The 17,172-nt window shown below is 58.2% G+C and carries 14 protein-coding genes and 1 pseudogene; 10 read left to right on the top strand and 5 right to left on the bottom strand.

Translation table 11 applies throughout. The annotated features are described in order from the left end of the window. Positions 1-131 precede the first annotated feature (131 nt). From mnmG to OEG84_RS15380, 4 genes are read left to right on the top strand one after another with little or no spacing between them, the layout of a single operon-like run. Positions 132-2,006, top strand: a complete 1,875-nt coding sequence (gene mnmG / locus OEG84_RS15395) for a tRNA uridine-5-carboxymethylaminomethyl(34) synthesis enzyme MnmG (RefSeq protein ID WP_267654565.1) — start codon at positions 132-134, stop codon at positions 2,004-2,006. Then, positions 2,003-2,647, top strand: a complete 645-nt coding sequence (gene rsmG / locus OEG84_RS15390; protein ID WP_267654564.1) for a 16S rRNA (guanine(527)-N(7))-methyltransferase RsmG — start codon at positions 2,003-2,005, stop codon at positions 2,645-2,647. Before mnmG ends, rsmG begins: the two co-directional genes overlap by 4 nt. A gap of 16 nt (positions 2,648-2,663) precedes the next feature. Next, positions 2,664-3,458 (top strand): ParA family protein, encoded by a 795-nt coding sequence (locus OEG84_RS15385; RefSeq protein WP_267654563.1) that lies wholly within the window; start codon positions 2,664-2,666, stop codon positions 3,456-3,458. Positions 3,459-3,493: 35 nt separating this feature from the next. Beyond that, positions 3,494-4,384 (top strand): ParB/RepB/Spo0J family partition protein, encoded by an 891-nt coding sequence (locus OEG84_RS15380; protein ID WP_267654562.1) that lies wholly within the window; start codon positions 3,494-3,496, stop codon positions 4,382-4,384. Positions 4,385-4,400: 16 nt separating this feature from the next. Here the strand turns inward: OEG84_RS15380 and holA are convergent, their stop codons facing one another. The 3 genes from holA to leuS form a co-directional block, all read right to left on the bottom strand. After that, the gene (gene holA, locus OEG84_RS15375) at positions 4,401-5,429 is read right to left on the bottom strand and encodes a DNA polymerase III subunit delta (RefSeq protein ID WP_267654561.1); all 1,029 of its coding nucleotides are present in this window, start codon (positions 5,427-5,429) and stop codon (positions 4,401-4,403) included. A 125-nt stretch (positions 5,430-5,554) separates the two neighbouring features. After that, positions 5,555-6,058 carry an LPS assembly lipoprotein LptE gene (lptE, locus tag OEG84_RS15370; protein WP_267654560.1) on the bottom strand — a complete coding sequence of 168 codons (504 nt, stop codon included), beginning with the start codon at positions 6,056-6,058 and terminating at the stop codon, positions 5,555-5,557. After that, entirely contained in the window at positions 6,045-8,675 is a 2,631-nt protein-coding gene (gene leuS, locus OEG84_RS15365; RefSeq protein ID WP_267654559.1) for a leucine--tRNA ligase, read from the bottom strand. The genes lptE and leuS overlap by 14 nt, the downstream gene beginning before the upstream one ends. Positions 8,676-8,926: 251 nt before the next feature. On the opposite strand from leuS, the gene OEG84_RS15360 reads away from it, so the two are divergent. From OEG84_RS15360 to OEG84_RS15345, 4 genes and pseudogenes are all read left to right on the top strand, one after another. After that, positions 8,927-9,586: a YggS family pyridoxal phosphate-dependent enzyme gene (locus OEG84_RS15360; protein WP_267654558.1), complete on the top strand. Its 660-nt coding sequence runs from the start codon at positions 8,927-8,929 to the stop codon at positions 9,584-9,586. A gap of 204 nt (positions 9,587-9,790) precedes the next feature. Next, positions 9,791-11,075 (top strand): annotated as a pseudogene (locus OEG84_RS15355) (AMP-binding protein); the annotation flags it as partial. Beyond that, entirely contained in the window at positions 11,055-11,702 is a 648-nt protein-coding gene (locus OEG84_RS25380; protein ID WP_324288261.1) for an AMP-binding enzyme, read from the top strand. The pseudogene OEG84_RS15355 and the gene OEG84_RS25380, both read left to right, overlap by 21 nt. Before the next feature lie 156 nt (positions 11,703-11,858). Continuing rightward, entirely contained in the window at positions 11,859-12,644 is a 786-nt protein-coding gene (locus OEG84_RS15345; protein WP_267654557.1) for an SDR family NAD(P)-dependent oxidoreductase, read from the top strand. 86 nt (positions 12,645-12,730) lie between these two features. On the opposite strand, the gene OEG84_RS15340 is transcribed toward OEG84_RS15345, so the two are convergent. Then, the gene (locus OEG84_RS15340; protein ID WP_267654556.1) at positions 12,731-13,426 is read right to left on the bottom strand and encodes a DUF1013 domain-containing protein; all 696 of its coding nucleotides are present in this window, start codon (positions 13,424-13,426) and stop codon (positions 12,731-12,733) included. 242 nt (positions 13,427-13,668) lie between these two features. On the opposite strand from OEG84_RS15340, the gene acs reads away from it, so the two are divergent. Next, positions 13,669-15,621 carry an acetate--CoA ligase gene (gene acs / locus OEG84_RS15335; protein WP_267654555.1) on the top strand — a complete coding sequence of 651 codons (1,953 nt, stop codon included), beginning with the start codon at positions 13,669-13,671 and terminating at the stop codon, positions 15,619-15,621. Between the two features lie 287 nt (positions 15,622-15,908). On the opposite strand, the gene OEG84_RS15330 is transcribed toward acs, so the two are convergent. Then, positions 15,909-16,343: a thermonuclease family protein gene (locus OEG84_RS15330; RefSeq protein ID WP_267654554.1), complete on the bottom strand. Its 435-nt coding sequence runs from the start codon at positions 16,341-16,343 to the stop codon at positions 15,909-15,911. Positions 16,344-16,474: 131 nt separating this feature from the next. Between OEG84_RS15330 and OEG84_RS25540 the strand changes: the two genes are divergently transcribed. Continuing rightward, complete coding sequence (locus OEG84_RS25540) at positions 16,475-16,675, top strand: KTSC domain-containing protein (protein ID WP_425602855.1); 201 nt, start codon at positions 16,475-16,477, stop codon at positions 16,673-16,675. Positions 16,676-17,172 lie beyond the last annotated feature (497 nt).

The raw sequence follows: 17,172 nt of genomic DNA, 5'->3' as shown, positions 1-17,172 counted from the left end.
GACTCACGTGAAACACTCCTACAGAATGAACTTCTTGTTCCATCTACCGGCCCGGATTTGTTTCACGTGAAACGTTTCTGACTTGACTTGAGGCTCCGCATCACCAAGAACCCTTCCATCCGGAGAATACCATGCGTTATGATGTGATCGTGATTGGCGGCGGCCATGCGGGCAGCGAAGCGGCAGCAGCGTCTGCACGTCTCGGAGCCAAGACGGCGCTGATTACGCATCGTCGCGACACTATCGGTACGATGTCGTGCAATCCGGCTATTGGCGGTCTTGGCAAAGGTCATCTTGTCCGCGAGATCGATGCGATGGATGGGTTGATGGGCCTCGCCGCCGACAGCGCAGGAATCCAATTCCGGATGTTGAACCGGCGCAAGGGCCCCGCTGTCTGGGGCCCGCGTACGCAGGCGGACCGCAAACTCTATCGTAAAGCTATCCTGTCGTTGCTGGAAGCGACTGAGAACCTGGATATCATCGAGGGTGAAGTTGACGACCTGATAAACCCTCACGGGCAGGTTCAGGGCGTTTGCCTGAAGAGCGGACGTCAAATTGAATGCGGTGCCGTGGTACTAACGACCGGCACATTCCTGCGTGGACTGATCCATATTGGCAATCGCAAAATTCCGGCTGGCCGAATGGGTGAAGACCCTGCGCTGGGTCTTTCGGCAACACTGGAAAAGGCGGGGTTCGCGCTGGGGCGACTAAAGACCGGCACGCCGGCGCGGCTTGATGGCAAGACTATCGATTGGGAAAAGGCCAGTTGGCAGGAAGCGGATGCCGAGCCTGTGCCCTTCTCCTTCTTGACGGAGTCCATCACGGTCCCTCAGATTCGTTGCGGTATTACACGAACAAATGCGGCTACCCACAAAATCATTCAGGATAATATTCATCGGTCTGCGATGTATTCAGGCCAGATCGGTGGGGTTGGTCCGCGTTATTGCCCGTCGATAGAAGACAAGATCGTGCGCTTCGGCGAGCGCGATGGACACCAGGTGTTTCTGGAGCCTGAAGGTCTCGACGACAACACGGTCTATCCCAACGGCATATCTACATCGTTGCCGGAAGATGTTCAGGACGCTTTTCTCAGGACGATGGCAGGGCTGGAGAATGTACGCATCATTCAACCCGGCTACGCGATTGAGTATGACCATGTCGATCCGCGTGAGCTGGGACAAACGCTTGAAACCCGCCGCATCGGTGGATTGTTCCTTGCGGGACAAATCAATGGCACAACTGGGTATGAGGAAGCCGGCGCCCAGGGGCTGGTGGCCGGCTTGAATGCAGCGCTGCTGGTTCAGGGTCGGGAACCTTGTGTGTTCAGCCGCACAAATTCCTATATTGGCGTGATGATCGACGATCTGACCTCGCGAGGGGTTACCGAGCCCTATCGGATGTTTACGTCCCGTGCTGAATACCGTCTGTCGCTGCGTGCCGATAATGCGGAACAGCGGTTGACGCCCCTGGCCATCGAGCTTGGGTGTGCGTCAACGATTCGCCAGAAAAAGTTCGTGACTTATTTCGATTCGTTGTCGAAATGTTTGTTCGATTTGGAGGCCCGAACGTTGACGCCGAACGAAGCGGCGAAGCATGGTCTGGTTCTGAACAAGGATGGTATGCGTCGGTCGGCGTTTCAGTTATTGGCCTTTCCGGAAGTATCACTTGAACAGATCCTGCGTGTCTGGCCGGAACTGTCCGCGTATGATCCCGGTATTTTGCGCGCTGCCTCGGTGGATGCCGCTTATGCGGTTTATCTTGTCAGACAGCAGCAGGATATTGACGAGCGACGCAAGGAAGAGGGCAGATTGATTCCGGCGAACTTTGATTTCGAGGATCTTCCGGGCTTGACGACGGAATTGAAGCAGAAGCTTTCGCGGATCAGGCCGCTATCAATTGGGCATGCCGAGCGGATAGAGGGAATGACTCCTGCGGCGATCGCTTTGATTCTTGCGTATCTAAAGCGCGGAGCGAACTGCGGTTCGGAAAAGGTTGCATCGTCATGACAACGGATTTTAAGCAGATATCGAGGGAAACCGAATCCGGCTTTGTTTCACGTGAAACAATGGATCGGCTGGAACTTTATGCTGCCCTGATCAAAAAATGGCAGCCGGCCATAAATCTGATCTCCCCGAAGACACTGCCGCAGCTTTGGGATAGGCACATTCAGGACAGTTTACAGTTGTTTCGCTTGCAGCCGACACCTCTAACCTGGATGGACATGGGTAGCGGTGCCGGTTTTCCGGGCGTTGTCATGGCGATTTGCCTCGCGGAAAAGGGTGCAGGTTGGGTGCATCTGGTGGAGAGCAACAACAAGAAGGCGGCTTTTCTGCGCCAGGCGGTGGCTCAAACCGGGGCAAGGGCCACGGTGCATCCGATGCGAATCGACACGGCACGAGAAAAAACCGGAAAAATTGATGCGATCTCCGCTCGCGCACTCGCGCCGTTGATCGATTTGCTTGGCCATAGCACCGCTTTTGCCGAAGATAATGTGGATCTTCAGTTATGGCTCCACAAAGGCTTGGATTACCCCGATGAAGTGCGTTCAGCGCGTGACCATTGGACCTTCGATCTGATAGAACATCATAGTCTGCTTCAGGATGGATCAGCCATTCTCCAGATTAGCAATTTTTCCAAGCGCAACTAGCCGCGGATAATAGTCGATGCACCTTTCGAAAAACCGGATCATTACCATCGCCAACCAGAAGGGCGGCGTCGGCAAGACCACCACTGCCATCAACCTTGCCACCGCGCTGGCCGCCATCGGCGAAGAAGTGCTGATTGTCGATATTGATCCGCAAGGCAACGCCAGCACTGGGCTCGGGATTGACCGCAAGGATCGGGAATTTTCGGCCTATGATCTGTTGACCCAAAACGCCAGTGTCAGCGATACGGTGATGCAGACAGCCGTGCCGCATCTGAGCATCATCCCCTCGACCATGGATCTGCTTGGTGTCGAGATGGAAATCGCCGGTATGCAGGACCGGGTTTATCGTCTGCGCAACGCACTTCAGGCTGAGGACGCCAAGGCTTACAGCTATGTGCTGATCGACTGCCCGCCGTCGCTCAACCTTCTGACCATGAACGCCATGGCTGCCGCACATTCGATCCTGGTGCCGCTACAATGCGAATTCTTTGCGCTTGAAGGGCTTAGCCAGTTGCTGGAAACTGTGGGGCAGGTCCGGACGTCGCTTAATCCGACGCTGGATATCCAGGGCATTGTGATGACGATGTATGATTCGCGAAATAATCTTGCGTTGCAGGTCGTGGACGATGTCCGCGCGCATCTGGGCGACAAGGTTTACCGGACGCTGATACCACGCAACGTGCGGGTTTCCGAAGCACCGTCCTATGGCAAACCTGCGATCCTGTATGATCTCAAATGCGCCGGTAGCCAAGCCTACCTGCAACTGGCGTCGGAAGTAATTCAGCGCGAACGCAATCGTAAAGCTGCCTGATTCGGTTACCGGAACAGCGAGGGAATGGATTGAGTATGTCAGAAGATGTATCCAGAAAGCGGCTCGGAAGAGGTCTCGCAGCATTGATCGGGGAAATAGACCAGCCGGCGACACCACAATCCAGGCCCTCGGTTTCGGCTGATCGACTGGTTCCGATTGAACATGTGATCCGCAATCCGCGCAATCCGCGCCGTAGTTTCGATGCGTCCGATCTCGAAGATCTGTCGCGTTCAATCCGCCAACACGGCGTGGTTCAGCCGGTGGTGGTGCGCACTTCTGATGGCGACCGCTACGAAATCATCGCTGGTGAGCGCCGCTGGCGGGCCTCGCAGATGGCGGGTTTGGTGGAAATCCCTGTCATTGTCCGCGATGTCGATGATCGCACCGCGCTGGAAATCGCCATTGTCGAGAACGTGCAGAGGGCCGATCTTAATGCTCTGGAGGAAGCCCAGGGTTATGAGCAGCTGATTGCCCAATACGACTATACCCAGAATGATCTCGGTGAGGTGATCGGCAAAAGCCGCAGCCATGTTGCCAACTCGCTCAGGCTGTTGAAATTGCCCGAACCGGTGCGCACCATGCTTGCTGAGGGCGCATTGTCGGCTGGCCATGCGCGAGCCATTGTTTCCACCTCTGACCCGGTGGCGCTGGCCAAGCGCATCATTGATGGCGGCTTGTCCGTTCGCGATGCGGAACGGTTGGCGCAGAAGGATGCCGAACAGGCAAACCGGCCTGAGGGGACGGTAGCCAAGCCGGTGGATGCGAAAGACCCTGACACATTGGCTCTGGAAAGAAGCCTGTCGGATGTGCTTGGCCTCAAGGTGCAGCTTGCCCACAAGGGACAGGGCGGACAGCTTCGCATCGATTACAAATCGCTTGAACAGCTTGATGAGTTGTGTCGGCTACTTGGTGAAACAAACCATTAGAATCAACAGCTTATAGCTACCGGCTGAGCAGGCAGGTTCGCAATAGCGCCTGCCGTGCGATCGATGCTTCCAGTTGTGGGCGTTGCCGGGTGGCAAGCACCGCCTCGGACAGGCGTCGCATTTCGGCATTGATGGCGCCCAGGCGCCAATGCCTCAGTGCGCGCTCGACCACCGGTTTGCGCTTGAAATGGATACCGCGCCCACGTTCGGCCAGTACCTGGGCGGGTTGGCGCGACTGGTTTTCCACCATCGAACGCATGGCATCGAGTTGTTCGAACTGGGCAATGCAGCCTCGCAGAACCAGAAAAATGGATGTCTTGGACGCAAGAATGCGCAACAGTGCGGCCTCCAACCGGACAGGATCGCCAGCGAATACGGCATCAATGGCGTCATCGACTGATAAGGCGGCGACATCGCCGATGGCCTCGATGATGTCATCGTCGGTCACCGTGGCCGCGCCATGACAGTAGAGCGCCAGTTTACGCAGTTCGGCGCGGCTCGCCAGCCGGTCCCCGCCCAGAAGTTGGGTCAAGCGTTGCCGTGCATCGCCCTGGATAGTCAGGCCGGCGGTGCCTAGCTCTTCGTCGATCAACGCCTGAATGCCACGGGCATCATCGGCATAGCAGGGGATGGCCAGAGCGGTCTTGGCGTTCTCGACTGCCTTTCGCAGTCCGCCGCCCTTCTTGAGGTCGCCGGCCTCAATCAGCAGATGCGATGAGCCGGGTTCGGTATCGGCCACAGCGGAGAGTGCCTCGATCAGACCGCGGTCGTTGCCGGCGTTCTTGATCCATACCAACCGATCGCCTCCAAACAGGCTGATGGCACCAAACTCATCCGCCAGACGACCTGGATCACCGGACAGATCAGAGGCTTCGAGCCTGAGAACCGCGAAATCATCCTTGAGATCCACGCCGGTCTTGGCGGCGACCTCGGCGGCACGCTCGGAAACCATGCCGCGGTCCGGGCCATAGACCAGCACAATCCGGTAGGGGGTGCCCTGACGTCGGATGAAGCCTGCAAATTCGTGGGATTTGATCTGGGCCATGCGTCGCCTGGGGATCCGGTTTAGGACTACAGCGCCAGACGCTCATTCAAATTCGCGAAAATCGCTGTATCACGTTGAAATATCGTACGGTTTCGCTCCGACGAACCAGTCGAAAACGCTACAATCTACTGTGCGAGCGCTGCCGCGACATCGGCGCGAACAAGAGCTGCAACCGAGTGTGCGGCGCGATCTTCAGCTTCTTGCCTGGCACGTGTTTGTGCAAAGCTCTGAGACGGCAGATCGAGCTGGGCGTCGGCAAACCGTGAGCCGGATTTGATGGTTTCGCTGGTGCTTGCGTCCTTGAGTACGTAGTTGGCCGTCACCGTTGTCCGCGCGGCGGAAAACTCGTTGTCGACACCACCCGGCAGAAGGCCGCTTGTGTACGCCGTAACCTTGAGATCGAGTTGATATTTGGCTGCCGTCTGTTCGCCACCAAACCCGAGCACGAGTTCGTTGCGGACTATGCGCTGAACCCGGCTTGTGGCCGGAGATACCGCCACGGACTGTTCTTGTGCGCCCGTCGTGCCATAGAGCGGACGCGCCTGGCAACCAGCCAGAAGCGCAAGTCCCAAACCCAGTACGACGAGCCCGGAGGTACGGCCCGGTCCGAAACGTTCAGATGACAACATTGACGATCCTCTGGGGTACGATGATGAGTTTGCGCGGCGGATTGCCGCCAGTTGCGGCACGGACGAAATCGAGCGCCAGAACCGCCTGCTCGACCGCAGCTTGATCGGCATCGCGGTCAATTGTCAAATCCCCACGCTTCTTGCCATTGATCTGCACCGGCAGCGTGATCTGATCGTCAGTCACCAGCGATGGATCATAGACCGGCCAGAGCGTGGTGGCTACCATGCCGTCATTGCCGATCAGGGTCCAGCATTCTTCCGCTAGATGCGGCATCATCGGCGCGATCAGTAGTATCAGATGGTCCACAGCCTGCTTGCAGGCAGATTTGAGGGCCGGGTCGGCCTTTGCGGCGGCAACGTCGGAAAGCGGCGCGGCCAGGCTATTGACGAGTTCGTATAGCCGGGCCACTGCCTTGTTGAAAGCCAGCTTTTCAAGGTCTTCGCCAACCGCCTTGACGGTCCTGTGAGCAGCGCGTGAGACGTCCAGCGCCCGGCCCGCGGTTCCCGTAGCGGCTTCGACACCCTTAAGTTCCGGCGCAGCCTCGCCAATCAGGCGCCAGATGCGCTGAACAAAGCGGTGGGCGCCCTCGACTCCGGATTCGGTCCAGATCACGTCGCGGTCGGGCGGCGAATCGGAGAGCATGAAGAACCGCGCGGTATCAGCGCCAAATCCGTCGATGATATCGTCGGGATCGACGACATTCTTTTTCGACTTGGACATCTTCTCGATCGAGCCGATCGCAAGCGACGCTCCGGTTTGGGCATGACGGGCGCTGCGTTTGCCGTCCTGTTCTTCGATCAACACATCGGCCGGCGCCACCCATTCGCCCTTGCCGCCATTTTCGGCCCGGTAGGTCTCGTGAACCACCATTCCTTGCGTGAACAGGCCGCGGAACGGTTCCTTGAGATCGACATGGCCGGTCTTGCGCATGGCGCGGGTAAAGAAGCGGGAATACAGCAGGTGCAGGATCGCGTGCTCGATGCCGCCAATATACTGGTCGACCGGCAACCAGGCGCTGGCCACAGCCGGATCAGTCGGGGTTTGGTGCCGTGGGGCGGTAAACCGGGCAAAATACCAGGATGAATCGACAAATGTGTCCATCGTGTCGGTTTCCCGCCGCGCATCCTTGCCGCATTTCGGGCAGGCGACATGACGCCAGGTCGGGTGATGGTCGAGCGGGTTGCCCGGCGCGTCGAGGGTCACATCCTCCGGCAATTCAACCGGCAGATCCGCGACAGGTACCGGAACCACGCCGCAATCATCGCAATGGATTACCGGGATAGGCGCGCCCCAGTAACGTTGACGGGAAAGTCCCCAGTCGCGCAACCTGTAGTTGGTTTTGCGCGCAGCCTGAGGTTTGCCACCGAGTTGCCGGTTTTCGAGCAGTTCCGTGACCTTCTCGAAGGCTGCTGCCGGGGTAAGCCCATTGAGATCGCGTGAATTGATCATTACGCCGTCGCCGACATAGGCTTCATCGGTAATGACGAAATTGGCGGCATCTTCGCCTGCAGGCATTACCACCGGGGTGACCGGCAAATTGTATTTACGCGCAAAATCGAGGTCTCGCTGGTCGCCTGACGGGCAGCCGAAAATGGCGCCGGTACCATAATCCATCAGCACGAAATTGGCGATGTAGACCGGTACCGTCCACTCCGGATCGAGCGGATGGATTACCCGCAAAGGCGTCTGCATTCCAACTTTTTCGGCGGTTTCAAGGGCTGCCAGCGAGGTACCGGCGTGGCGGCACTGGTCACAGAATGCTGCAATCCCGGGGTCCTTGGCTGCCAGTTCCCGTGCGAGCGGATGATCGGCGGCGATTGCCAGGAACGAGGCGCCGTAAACGGTGTCAGGACGCGTGGTGTAGACCTCGATATCGGTAGCACCACCGGCCGTTGCCGGATCTGTAATCTCCCAGCGCAGTGACAAGCCTTCGGATTTGCCGATCCAGTTTTTCTGCATCAGCCGGACCTTTTCAGGCCATTGATCGAGTTCATCGAGCGATTGCAGCAGGTCCTCGGCAAAATCGGTGATGCGGAAAAACCATTGCGTCAGTTCGCGCTGTTCAACCAGCGCGCCGGAGCGCCAGCCACGGCCGTCGATCACCTGTTCATTGGCGAGCACGGTCATGTCGACCGGGTCCCAGTTGACCTTGGAATTGCGGCGGTAGATCAACCCGGCTGCGAGGAAATCGAGAAACAGCGCCTGCTGCTGTTTGTAGTATTCAACGTCGCAGGTGGCGAATTCCCGGCTCCAGTCGAGCGACAGGCCCATCGATTTGAGCTGGCGGCGCATGGCGTCGATATTGGCATAGGTCCATTCACGCGGATGTACCTTGTTCTGAATGGCGGCGTTCTCGGCCGGCATGCCGAAGGCGTCCCAGCCCATCGGGTGAAGCACGTTGAAGCCGCGGGCGCGCTTGTAGCGGGCTACCACGTCGCCCATGGCGTAATTGCGGACATGACCCATGTGGATCCGCCCGGAGGGATAGGGAAACATCTCAAGCACATAGTATTTCGGGTCCGGACTGTCGTTGTCCGTCTCGTAAATCCGCGCCTCTTCCCAGGCCCGCTGCCAGCGGGTTTCCGCCTGTTTGGGATTGTACCGTTCAATTGCCATGTTGGATCACCAAAACCCTGTCCATTTTGGTCGCGACCTTCACCATGAAACCCGGCAAGCGTCAACCGTTGAGGGGGGTATTGATGCCCATTGAACCGGCATTGACCGCGGTCGGGTGCAAAGTTGAAGGGTAAGGATCGATTGAGCTGGCTCGGTAAGGGCGCGAAACCGGATTTTCGATCACCACATTGGCAAGTGCGGCGGGCTGGGCTAACACCTGAGAAGGACATGACCGACATGAGGAGCACAGTTTGAACGCGCAGGAAAACCTTCAACGAGTGCGGGCAGCAATCGCCGCTGCGGAAGCCGAAGCAGGCCGGGCCAGCGGTTCGGTGCGGCTGGTGGCGGTCTCCAAGACCAAATCTGCCGCCGAGATCATGCCGGTGATCGAGGCGGGTCAGCGGGTATTTGGCGAGAACCGGGTCCAGGAAGCGCAGTCGAAATGGCCGCAACTCAGGCAAGATATGACCGATCTTGAACTGCACCTGATCGGTCCGCTGCAATCCAACAAGACTGCCGAGGCGGTGGCGCTGTTTGATGTGATCCAGACTGTCGACCGGGAGAAGATTGCCCGCGAAATTGCCCGCGAAATCAACAAGCAGGGCCGAAGCCCGGAGCTTTATGTCCAGGTCAATACCGGGTCAGAGCCGCAAAAGGCAGGTATTGAGCCGGATTCAGCCGTGACCTTCATCGATCTCTGTCGGAACGAGTTGGGCCTGCAGATCAGCGGCTTGATGTGCATTCCGCCGGTCGATGAAAACCCGGGGCCGCATTTTGCACTGCTTGGCAAGATTGCCGACCAAGCCGGAATCGCGCGGCTATCAATGGGCATGTCGGATGATTTTGAGACCGCGATTGCCTTTGGGGCGACAGAAGTACGGGTGGGATCGGCGATCTTTGGCTCGCGGTAATGCGCGCAGCGTTCAACTGACCGCGCACCGATCATCCTAACGCCTTGATTTCGAATATGTGCGTCATATCGGATCAGGCTGTGAAAAAGTGAACACACAAATCGATTTGATGTAATTTCCTAGTCCAATGTCTAGTTTCCGGCTCAGCTTGGCCCGCATAGGGTGCGGCAATTGAGACAGACCGGTCTGTGGGAGGATGGTGTGATGACAAGCAGTTATCGTGAGGTTTATGCAAGCTGGCGCAAGGATCCGCAGGCGTTCTGGATGGATCAGGCCGCGGCGATCGACTGGTTTACCCGCCCGGAGACCGCGTTTGATCCGGACATGGGGCCCTATGGCGGCTGGTATCCCGATGGGGTGACCAACACCTGCTACAATTGCCTGGATCGCCACGTGGCGGCGGGGCGCGGCGAGCAGGCGGCGATCATCTATGACAGCGCGATCACCGGCGCCAAGCGAAGCATAAGCTATTCGGCGATGCTTGCCGATGTCGAGGCGTTTTCGGGCGCGCTGTCCGACAAGGGCGTTGGCAAGGGTGACCGGGTGATCATCTACATGCCGATGATTCCTGAAGCGCTGGTGGCGATGTTGGCCTGCGCGCGGCTCGGGGCCATTCACTCGGTGGTGTTTGGCGGCTTTGCCGCCTCGGAACTTGCCACCCGCGTCGAAGACTGCCAGGCAAAACTGGTGATCTCGGCCTCTTGCGGTCTCGAACCGGGGCGGATTGTCGCCTACAAGCCGTTGCTCGACGCGGCGATCGAGCAATCGGCCCACAAGCCCGAGGCAACCATCATTTTCCAGCGCGACGAACACCGTTGCGAGCTCACCGAAGGCCGGGATTTTGATTACGTGGCGTTGATGCAGGCCAATGCCGGCCGCAAGGTCACCTGCACCCCGGTTGCAGCAACCGATCCGCTGTATATTCTCTATACATCGGGCACTACCGGCCAGCCCAAGGGCGTGGTGCGCGACAATGGCGGCCATATGGCGGCGCTGTATTGGTCGATGCATGCCATGTATGGCATGAAACCGGGCGAAGTGTTCTGGGCGGCCTCCGATATCGGCTGGGTGGTCGGTCATTCCTACATCGTCTACGGGCCGCTGTTGCACGGCAACACCACGATCCTGTTCGAGGGCAAGCCGGTGGGAACGCCCGATGCCGGAACCTTCTGGCGGGTGATCGCCGAGTATGATGTCGCGGTGCTGTTTACCGCGCCGACGGCGTTCCGGGCGATCTCGCAAGGAAGATCCGCAGGGCAGCCTGATCGGCAATTACGACCTGTCGGGCTTCCGGGCGCTGTTTCTGGCTGGCGAACGCGCCGATCCCGACACGATTCAATGGGCCGAACGGGTGCTCAAGGTGCCGGTGATCGATCATTGGTGGCAAACCGAAACCGGCTGGACCATCGCCGGCAATCCGATGGGGCTGGGGCTGTTGCCGGTCAAGCACGGATCGCCGGCCGTGGCGATGCCTGGCTATGATGTCCGGGTGATCGACGATGAGGGGTACCCGGTGGCATCGGGTACGCTCGGCAACATCGTCGTCAAGCTGCCCTTGCCGCCAGGCTGCCTGCCAACGCTGTGGCGGGCCGACGAGCGGTTCAACGATGCGTATCTCGCCGAATTTCCTGGATATTACAAAACCGCTGATGCCGGGTTTGTTGATGATGACGGCTATCTGTTCATCATGGCGCGAACTGATGACATCATCAATGTGGCCGGCCACCGGTTGTCGACCGGCGGCATGGAGGAGGCGGTTTCCGGCCATCCCGATGTTGCCGAATGCGCCGTCATCGGCATTGCCGATGCCATGAAGGGGCAGATTCCGGCGGGCTTCATTGTCATCAACTCCGATGTCGAGCGCAGCGATGAAGAGATCGAGCGTGAAGTGGTCAAGCTGGTACGCGACAAGATCGGCCCGGTGGCGGCCTTCAAGATGGTGATGGTGGTCAAGCGGCTGCCCAAGACCCGATCCGGCAAGATCCTCAGGGCAACCATGCAGAAAATTGCCGATGGCGAGAGCTGGAAGATGCCGGCAACGATCGATGATGCGGGTGTTCTCGAGGAAATTACCGAGGTGCTGACAAAGCGCGGGATCGCCAAGATCGGCGATTGACCTTGCCTGCCAGCCGGGCCACTGTCGCGCCGCCCGCTACAGCGGCGTCGCGACACCGTGTTTGGTTAGCGGGCGCGCATATGCGTGGATTCAACAGAGTATGGCGATGTTGGCGTCTCGCTGAGGAGGCGTGACGGTCCATGGAAGGAACCGGCGATGAGACTGGACGGACGAACCGCGATTGTAACCGGCGGCGCCAAGGGTATCGGGCTGGCGATTGTGCAGCGGCTTGCGGCGGATGGCGCGCGGGTGATGATTGCCGATATTGACGAGGCCGCCGGTGCGACGGCCGTTAAAGAGTCCGCCAATATCGGTGAGGTACGGTTTACCTCCGCCGATGTGTCGGAGCGACTCGATGTTCATAATCTTCTGGCAAAGACCATTGACGCCTTCGGATCGGTCAATGCGCTGGTCAACAATGCCGGCATCGTGCACGTGGCGGATTTTCTGGATCTGGAAGAAGCGGATTTCGACCGCGTTCTCAGTGTCAATCTGAAAAGCGCTTTCCTGTGCGGCCAGGCGGTGGCGCGGCACATGGTTGATCAGATCAGCCAGGGCGAGGAGCCCGGCTCGATCGTCAACATGTCGTCGATCAACGATACATTCGCGATTGCCAACCAGGTTCCCTATTCGGTGTCCAAGGGTGGTCTGAGCCAGCTGACCAAGGTAATGGCGTTATCGCTGGCGACCCATGGAATCCGGGTCAACGCCGTCGGTCCCGGCTCGATCATGACCGATCTTCTGGCTTCCGTTGCCGACAAACCCGAAGTTCGCACCCAAATCCTGTCGCGGACGCCGCTGGGCCGAATTGGTGAGCCTGCCGAGATCGCCGCAGTGACGGCGTTCCTGCTTTCAGGCGATGCGAGCTACATTACCGGCCAGACGATCTATGCCGATGGTGGTCGCATGCCGCTCAATTACACGGTGCCGGTCAAGGAATAGGACTTGCCCCGCAAAATATTTGGCTGAAAAGAAAAATCCCGGGCACTGCCCGGGATTTTTGAATGAATCAGGTGGCCGATCAGATCCTAATTCTGATCTTCGTCTTCTTCCGGCTCGGTCCGTTTCATCGACGAGAGCTTGGCGAAAACCGCATCCGCATCGATTTCCTTTTCGCCATTTTCGTCCAGCGGCTGTGCAACCTCGGTTTCGCGGGCGGAAACCAGAACGCTGCCCTGCTGATCTTCGGGGGTGGCGCCACGGTTCTTGGCAGCGCGCTCAACCTCGAGGTCAAGATCGATCTGGGTGCACAGGCCCAGCGTCACCGGATCCATCGGCGCCAGGTTGGCGGCGTTCCAATGGGTGCGGCCGCGGATCTGTTCGATGGTCGACTTGGTGGTGCCGACCAGACGCGAGATCTGGGCATCCTTGAGTTCAGGGTGGTTGCGCACCAGCCAGAGGATCGCGTTGGGTCGATCCTGGCGCTTGGATACGGGCGTATAGCGCGGACCCTTGCGTTTGGTCTCGGGCACCCGAACCTTGGGTTCGGAGAGTTTAAGCTTCAGCTCTGGGTTGGCCTCGGCCGCCGAAATCTCTTCGCGTGAAAGCTGTCCGGTTGCAATCGGGTCGAGCCCCTTGATGCCCTGCGAGGCTTCGCCGTCGGCGATCGCCTTGACCTCCAGCGGGTGGAGTTTGCAGAACTGGGCGATCTGATCGAAGCTCAACGCCGTGTTGTCGACAAGCCAGACGGCGGTCGCCTTTGGCATAAGAAGCTGCTGTGCCATGAATACAATCCTCCTGTCCGTCCGCGCCGGGGCCGCGGGCCGTGGGTGAAACCACAATTTCCGGGAAATCGGCGTCCTTATAACCGCAAGGCCTCTCAATTGCAATTCTCGCCATTCGCTTTCGCAAAACCGACCCAATGTCTAATTGCAGCATTGGTTTAGGCTGTTATTAATGGTCGCCAGAAGCAGCGCCATGCGCTTAGTATGGCGTTTTACGTGCGTTCGCCTGTGAGGAGGTCCAGATGTCCCAGAAAACCTACAAAGTCCTGAAAGACGCCGAATCAAGGGCGTTGATCGACAATGAAACCTATGAAAAATGGTACGAGCAGAGCATCAAGGATCCGGAGACTTTCTGGGACAAGCACGGCAAGCGAATCGACTGGTTCAAGCCCTATACAAAGGTCAAGAACACCAGTTTTGAAGGCAATGTCGACATAAAATGGTTCGAGGATGGCCTCACCAATGTGTCCTATAATTGCATTGATCGCCACCTCGAGAAGCGTGGCGACCAGGTGGCGATCATCTGGGAAGGCGACAATCCCTATGATGACAAGAAAATCACCTATCGCGAGCTTTACGATCATGTCTGCCGTCTCGCCAATGTGATGAAGTCGAACGGCGTGAAGAAGGGTGACCGGGTCACCATCTACATGCCGATGATTCCCGAAGCTGCCTATGCGATGCTGGCCTGCACCCGTATCGGTGCCGTTCACTCGATCGTGTTTGGTGGATTTTCGCCGGATGCGCTGGCCGGCCGGATCAGCGACTGCGAATCAACCTTCGTGATTACCGCCGACGAAGGTCTGCGCGGCGGCAAGAAGGTACCGCTCAAGCACAATACCGATCTTGCCATCAAGATCGCTGAACGCGACGACGTGGTGGTCAAGAAGGTGTTGGTGGTGCAGCGCACGGCCGGCAAGATCGAATGGTTTGACGAGCGCGACATCTGGTATCACGAAGCCATGGCAACGGCGGAGCCTGATTGCCCGCCGGCCGAGATGAACGCCGAGGATCCGCTGTTCATTCTCTACACGTCGGGATCGACCGGCAAGCCCAAGGGGGTGTTGCACACCACTGCAGGCTATCTGGTGTTCACGTCGATGACCCATGAATATGTGTTCGATTATCATGACGGCGACATCTACTGGTGCACCGCCGATGTCGGCTGGGTCACCGGCCATTCCTATATCGTCTATGGGCCGCTGGCCAATGGCGCGACAACGCTGATGTTTGAAGGCGTGCCGAACTATCCGACACCGAGCCGGTTCTGGGATGTGATCGACAAGCACCAGGTCAACATCTTCTACACCGCGCCGACGGCGATCCGCGCGCTGATGGGGGCGGGAGACGACCATGTGAAGAAGACCGCGCGGACGTCGCTGCGCACGCTCGGATCGGTGGGTGAGCCGATCAACCCGGAAGCCTGGGAATGGTATTACAACGTGGTTGGCGACAACCGCTGTCCGGTTGTCGATACCTGGTGGCAGACCGAGACCGGCGGCATCATGATTTCACCGCTGCCGGGCGTCACCACACTGAAGCCGGGCTCGGCAACACGGCCGTTCTTCGGCGTCTCGCCGCAGCTGGTCGACAACGACGGCGATGTGCTTGAGGGCACGGCTTCGGGCAATCTGTGCATGATTGATTCCTGGCCGGGGCAGATGCGCACCGTCTACGGCGACCATGAGCGCTTCATCCAGACTTACTTTTCCACCTACAAGGGCAAGTATTTTACCGGCGATGGCTGCCGCCGCGACGAGGACGGCTACTACTGGATCACCGGCCGGGTCGATGACGTTATCAACGTCTCGGGTCACCGGATGGGCACGGCGGAAGTCGAAAGCGCTCTGGTGTCACATGATTCGGTCTCGGAGGCCGCGGTTGTCGGCTACCCGCATGATCTCAAGGGGCAGGGCATTTACTGCTATATCACGCTGATGCAGGGCCAGGAGGGTGACGACGCCTTGCGCAAGGCGCTGGTCAACCATGTTCGCCACGAAATCGGACCGATTGCCTCGCCCGACAAGATCCAATTCTCGCCGGGGCTGCCAAAAACCCGGTCCGGCAAGATCATGCGGCGAATCCTGCGCAAGATCGCCGAGGATGATTTCGGCGCGCTGGGCGATACCTCGACGCTGGCTGATCCCGGCGTGGTCGATGACCTGATCGAAAACCGGCAGAACAAGAAAAGCTGAGGTTCGTCGGCTTTTCGATCATCAGTCTTGCTTTCGGCACAGACCCGATACACATTGGGGTGTGTTTAACGAACGAGAGGAGGTGATCTGATGTCGAGTGATTCCCTAAAGCCGGTTCGGTCGATCCGGATCACCGGTCTTCGGAGCAGCCTCTGAAACCCCGGTGATGTCGACAAGTCCCGGCCTGTTGACAGGTCCGGGCAGGCGTCCAACCGGCGCTGGAATTCACGAAGGCCACCCGCAAGGGTGGCCTTTTTGCATTGTCGGAAAGTTCGGATTTCAAGGCTTCATGTTTGGGGATCGGTGCATTTGGCGCGCTGGCGCTTGCCGCCCTGGTAGGGTCTGGCCAATCCGCTGTCGAGCATCGCGCTGGCGATATCGCGGGCGCCGGCCCTGATGTCGGCCAGCACCCGGCCATAATATTTTCCGCCCGAGACATTGATCAATTCGAGGGTTTCAATCCCCTCGACAAGCCGTTCAAGTTCGACACGGGCCCTGTCTGCAGCCAGGCGTTCGGATTTGCAGCGGGAACGCCGCTCGGGCGTGTCGATGCCGCGCAGCCGCACCGACACGCGCACCGCTTGGCCCGGCCAGGGATGAGCGTCGACCACCAGCGTGTCGCCATCGATGATCCTGACAATGCGCGCGGGTACGGGTCCGGGAACGGATCGCCACTGCGATTCAGCCGAAACAGCGCGGGCTGAAACGCAGGCCGCCAGCATAGGCAAGATGAAAACGACAGGCCGCCATGAGATTCTGAAAAAACATACAAAGGAATATATTGGCGATATTATATCTGACAAACCCACGCGACTCAGTTATGGTTCTGCAACCTCACTAGGAGTGCGCCGGTATGCCAAGGTTCAATTCCACCGCTATAGCAGCAGCAGAATACAATGCGTCTACAAGAATTCTGCAAATCTGGTTTGTAGAAAGCGGCGGGCCTTATAGCTATTACGGGGTTCCAGCCGCAATTTTCGAAGGCCTCTGTAACTCCCGGTCAAAGGGCGGGTATTTCAACGACCATATCAGAGATCGGTATTCAGTCGGCTAAACGTGGTTCACCGTAATGACGCACGGCCCTTGTGCCGTCACAGTCTTGCACTCGTCGTGCCGAACAGGGTGGTAGGCCACTCCCTCTCGGATTGAGAGTTCCATCTGAAGGCACGAGGTAGGCAGCAAATTTGCAGCCAGCCTGAAAATAGGCGCGGTCAAGATCCTGTACATAATGGACACTCCACATAAAGACTTCTACATATCTAAATTATGTAATGATGGCAGAAACTTAAGTATTGTGCGGCGCACTCGCGAATCACTCGCATTGCAATATTTGCCGAAGCCAAGAGAATCAGGTTATCTTGCTTGCGGGGTTCGCGTGTTGTTCACGGTTATCCCCACAGGGAGGAGGCTGTTAAGCCCCTGTAAATATTATGATTATTTAAATCTTAGCGTCATCGTTCACGCTGATCGTTTTGGTGCGCTTGACTCTGGATGACAGTATTCGCCATATCGGTGTCAGCTTCGAAAGAAAAACCGCCGCTAAGCCTGGCA

Source organism: Hoeflea algicola (assembly GCF_026619415.1).
Lineage (GTDB): Bacteria > Pseudomonadota > Alphaproteobacteria > Rhizobiales > Rhizobiaceae > Hoeflea > Hoeflea algicola.
This window is presented reverse-complemented; position numbering and strand designations above follow the sequence as displayed.

Excerpts from the sequence above, each read along its gene's own strand:
- OEG84_RS15345 (WP_267654557.1), top strand. The coding sequence starts at position 11,859 with ATGAGACTGGACGGACGAACCGCGATTGTAACCGGCGGCGCCAAGGGT.
- OEG84_RS25380 (WP_324288261.1), top strand. The coding sequence starts at position 11,055 with ATGCCTGGCTATGATGTCCGGGTGATCGACGATGAGGGGTACCCGGTG.
- leuS (WP_267654559.1), bottom strand. The coding sequence starts at position 8,675 with ATGGCAATTGAACGGTACAATCCCAAACAGGCGGAAACCCGCTGGCAG.
- OEG84_RS15330 (WP_267654554.1), bottom strand. The coding sequence starts at position 16,343 with ATGCTGGCGGCCTGCGTTTCAGCCCGCGCTGTTTCGGCTGAATCGCAG.
- OEG84_RS15385 (WP_267654563.1), top strand. The coding sequence starts at position 2,664 with ATGCACCTTTCGAAAAACCGGATCATTACCATCGCCAACCAGAAGGGC.
- OEG84_RS25540 (WP_425602855.1), top strand. The coding sequence starts at position 16,475 with ATGCCAAGGTTCAATTCCACCGCTATAGCAGCAGCAGAATACAATGCG.
- holA (WP_267654561.1), bottom strand. The coding sequence starts at position 5,429 with ATGGCCCAGATCAAATCCCACGAATTTGCAGGCTTCATCCGACGTCAG.
- OEG84_RS15340 (WP_267654556.1), bottom strand. The coding sequence starts at position 13,426 with ATGGCACAGCAGCTTCTTATGCCAAAGGCGACCGCCGTCTGGCTTGTC.
- rsmG (WP_267654564.1), top strand. The coding sequence starts at position 2,003 with ATGACAACGGATTTTAAGCAGATATCGAGGGAAACCGAATCCGGCTTT.
- lptE (WP_267654560.1), bottom strand. The coding sequence starts at position 6,058 with ATGTTGTCATCTGAACGTTTCGGACCGGGCCGTACCTCCGGGCTCGTC.
- OEG84_RS15380 (WP_267654562.1), top strand. The coding sequence starts at position 3,494 with ATGTCAGAAGATGTATCCAGAAAGCGGCTCGGAAGAGGTCTCGCAGCA.
- mnmG (WP_267654565.1), top strand. The coding sequence starts at position 132 with ATGCGTTATGATGTGATCGTGATTGGCGGCGGCCATGCGGGCAGCGAA.
- acs (WP_267654555.1), top strand. The coding sequence starts at position 13,669 with ATGTCCCAGAAAACCTACAAAGTCCTGAAAGACGCCGAATCAAGGGCG.